General features: G+C 56.2%; 4 protein-coding genes and 1 riboswitch. Of the genes, 2 read left to right on the plus strand and 2 right to left on the minus strand.

From position 1 onward, the window contains the following. Window positions 1-983, minus strand: a 983-nt coding sequence (gene hemE / locus ACW14G_RS22525; protein WP_455648832.1) for a uroporphyrinogen decarboxylase, incomplete at its 3' end; no start/stop codon positions are given. A 40-nt stretch (window positions 984-1,023) separates the two neighbouring features. Further along, window positions 1,024-1,797: an NAD(+) diphosphatase gene (gene nudC / locus ACW14G_RS22530; RefSeq protein ID WP_249022482.1), complete on the minus strand. Its 774-nt coding sequence runs from the start codon at window positions 1,795-1,797 to the stop codon at window positions 1,024-1,026. Between the two features lie 97 nt (window positions 1,798-1,894). Between nudC and ACW14G_RS22535 the strand changes: the two genes are divergently transcribed. After that, on the plus strand, window positions 1,895-2,380 hold the full coding sequence (locus ACW14G_RS22535; protein ID WP_064546558.1) for an Rsd/AlgQ family anti-sigma factor: 486 nt from the start codon (window positions 1,895-1,897) through the stop codon (window positions 2,378-2,380). A 51-nt stretch (window positions 2,381-2,431) separates the two neighbouring features. Beyond that, window positions 2,432-2,541, plus strand: a riboswitch (TPP riboswitch). An 86-nt stretch (window positions 2,542-2,627) separates the two neighbouring features. After that, the coding region (gene thiC / locus ACW14G_RS22540; RefSeq protein ID WP_455648833.1) for a phosphomethylpyrimidine synthase ThiC at window positions 2,628-3,943 on the plus strand (1,316 nt) is incomplete at its 3' end.

Genomic DNA, 3,943 nt, shown 5'->3' on the forward strand with positions numbered 1-3,943 from the left:
CCGTGGCCGAGGTTGAAGACGTGACCTTCGCCCTGACCAAAACCGGCCAGAATCGTCGCCACTTCTTCCTCGATGCGCGGCGCCGGAGCGTACAGCATGGACGGGTCCATATTGCCTTGCAGCGCCACTTTATGGCCCACGCGACGACGTGCGTCGGCGATATCGGTGGTCCAGTCAAGCCCCAGCGCGTCGCAGCCGGTTTCTGCCATCGCTTCCAGCCACTGCCCACCGCCTTTGGTGAACAACGTTACCGGTACGCGACGACCGTCGTTCTCACGCAGCAGGCCATCGACGATTTTATGCATGTAGTACAGGGAGAACTGCTGGTAATCGCGGCCAGTGAGCACGCCGCCCCAGGTGTCGAAAATCATCACCGACTGTGCGCCCGCTTTAATCTGCGCGTTCAGATACAGCGTGACGCTCTGCGCCAGCTTATCAAGCAGCAGATGCAGCGCTTTAGGGTCGGCATACATCATCTTTTTAATCACGGTGAAGGCCTTGCTGCTGCCGCCTTCGACCATGTAGGTTGCCAACGTCCACGGGCTGCCGGAGAAACCGATCAACGGCACTTCACCCTTCAGCTCGCGGCGGATGGTCCGCACCGCATTCATCACGTAGCCCAGTTCACCTTCTGGATCCGGAATCGGCAGTTTTTCAACGTCGGCTTTGGTCGTAATTGGCGAGGTAAAACGCGGGCCTTCTCCGGCTTCGAAGTACAGCCCCAGCCCCATCGCATCGGGAATAGTCAGGATATCCGAGAACAAGATCGCCGCATCGAGCGGATAGCGGCGCAGCGGCTGCAGCGTCACTTCACAGGCCAGCTCGGCGTTTTTGCACAGCGACATAAAATCGCCGGCCTGGGCGCGGGTCGCTTTGTACTCCGGTAAATAGCGGCCTGCCTGGCGCATCATCCATACCGGGGTGACGTCTACGGGCTGGCGCAGCAGCGCGCGCAGGTAACGATCGTTCTTCAGTTCGCTCATTTTCACATTCCTTTAGCGTTGATGCGCCTATTGTAACATGTCAGTCGTAATCAGCCCGACACATTGCCACAGTATCTTCGATCAGGCGACGCGCGACGGTTCCCGGCGGCGGTAGAAGCGGCAGATCGTCATAGCGATACCAGTTAGCGTTAAGCAGCTCTTTCGGATCGATGACGATATCGCCGCTGTCGTACTCCGCCATAAACGCCGTCATCAACGACTGCGGGAACGGCCACGGCTGCGAAGTAATGTAGCGCAGGTTTTTCACCTTAATGCCGCTCTCTTCCATCACCTCACGCGCGACCGCTTGCTCTAAGGTTTCCCCGACTTCGACAAAACCGGCCAGCACGGTATGCACGCCGTTGCGGTGGCGAACATGCTGAGCCAGCAGGATGGAATCTTCACGGCGGATCGCGACGATAATGCATGGGGCAATTTGCGGATAGTAGCGTTCGCGACAGTGGCTGCACAGCATCGCCCACTCGGTTTTACTCGGATGCATGGTGTGGCCGCAGTAGCCGCAGAACTTATGCGAGCGATAAAACTCAGCCAGCTGTACGCCGCGTCCGGCGAGTTGAAACAGCCCCACATCCTGGTCGAGCACCTGGCGCACGGTGCCCATATCATGGCGGCGTTGCTGCTGTACCAACCAGACAGGAGCGCCTTCCCACTCGCCAATCTGGAGTGCGCGCTGGCCCACAAGATCGAAATTTACCGCTTCGCCAATTGGTATTTCCCCACCGGGCAACCATAATTTTTGTTCGTGGCTGACGATCCACCAGCCGCGATCCGATTTTTCAATAATACGATCCATATCTCTTGCGCTACCTTTGCTTCACAGGCATGTTGTTAACATTATTATTACATAATGACGTGAGCAGATTTTAATCTTATCGATGCGGGGTCAACCTATGTTAAACCAGTTAGAAAGTCTAAAAGAGCGAATTCATGGACACCACAGACTGGTCGACCGTTGGCTGAATATTCGTAAGCACCTGCTCGTGGCTTACTACAATCTGGTTGGCCTTAAGCCTGGCAAAGAATCATTTATGCGTCTTAATGAAAAGGCGCTTGATGACTTTTGTCAGCGGCTGGTCGACTACCTTTCTGCCGGTCATTTCAGTATTTATGAACGTATTATCCATAAAATGGAAGGCAACAGTCCGCTTTTAAACGCCAGCAAAATCTGGCCGCTGCTGGACGCCAATACCCAACAAATTATGGACTACTACGACTCTGCGCTGGAGAACGCTATCGACCAGGATAACGTGTATGCGTTTCAGCAGGCGTTGTCCGATATTGGTGAAGCGCTGGAAGCCCGTTTTCTATTAGAGGATCAGCTCATCATGCTGACCTTCGAGGCGCTCGGCCAGGATGAAATAAAACGCCCGGCTTGAGATTTGCCGCATTAACGAGTAGTTTACAATCATTACCTCTAAGATAGAGGTTACTTCTTGTCGGAGTGCCTGGTGCGCAAGCACGGGCTGAGACCGTTAATTCGGGATCCGCGGAACCTGATCAGGTTAAGACCTGCGAAGGGAACAAGAGTAATTCAGCTTTATGCTGCTGCCTTTACGGGCGGCGCACATCCATTACTCCATCCGTCGTCTGACAAGCCACGTCCTTACTTTTTTGGAATGAGCTATGTCTGTCACTACTAAACCATCACGCCGTGAACAACGCGCCCAGGCGCAACACTTTATCAATACGCTGGAAGGGACCGCCTTTCCTGAGTCAAAACGCATCTATATCACCGGCTCACAGCCGGATATCCGCATTCCGATGCGTGAAATTCAACTGAGCCCGACGCTCATCGGCGGCAGTAAAGACAACCCGCAGTTTGAAGAGAACGAAGCCGTGCCGGTGTACGACACCTCCGGCCCGTATGGCGATCCTGAGGTGGCGATTAACGTCCAGCAGGGTCTGGCGAAACTGCGCCAGCCGTGGATTGATGCACGCAACGATAGCGAAGAATTAGACGACCGTAGCTCGGCTTACACCAAAGAACGTCTGGCCGACGATGGTCTGGACGAGCTGCGCTTTACCGGCCTGCTGACGCCGAAACGCGCCAAAGCGGGCAAGCGCGTCACCCAGTTACACTACGCCCGCCAGGGGATCGTCACTCCCGAAATGGAGTTCATCGCCATCCGTGAAAACATGGGCCGCGAGCGCATTCGCAGTGAAGTGCTGCGCCACCAGCATCCGGGGATGAGCTTTGGCGCGCGCCTGCCGGAAAACATTACGCCGGAATTCGTGCGTGATGAAGTCGCCGCGGGCCGCGCGATTATTCCCGCCAACATCAACCACCCGGAATCCGAGCCGATGATCATCGGTCGTAACTTCCTGGTGAAGGTTAACGCGAACATCGGCAACTCTGCCGTCACCTCCTCTATCGAAGAAGAGGTAGAAAAACTGGTGTGGTCAACGCGCTGGGGCGCAGACACGGTGATGGATCTCTCCACCGGCCGCTATATCCACGAAACCCGCGAATGGATCCTGCGTAACAGCCCGGTACCGATCGGCACCGTCCCGATCTACCAGGCGCTGGAGAAGGTCAACGGGATCGCCGAAGACCTTACCTGGGAAGCGTTCCGCGACACGCTGCTGGAGCAGGCTGAACAGGGCGTCGACTACTTCACCATTCACGCGGGCGTGCTGCTGCGCTACGTGCCAATGACCGCCAAACGCCTGACCGGGATTGTCTCGCGCGGCGGTTCTATCATGGCAAAGTGGTGTCTCTCCCATCACAAAGAGAACTTCCTGTTCGAACATTTCCGCGAGATCTGCGAAATTTGCGCCGCCTACGACGTCTCCTTGTCGCTGGGCGACGGCCTGCGCCCCGGCTCCATTCAGGACGCCAACGACGAAGCGCAGTTCTCCGAGCTGCATACGCTGGGCGAGCTGACCAAAATCGCCTGGGAATACGACGTGCAGGTGATGATTGAAGGCCCGGGCCACGT

The organism is Kluyvera sp., assembly GCF_965301105.1.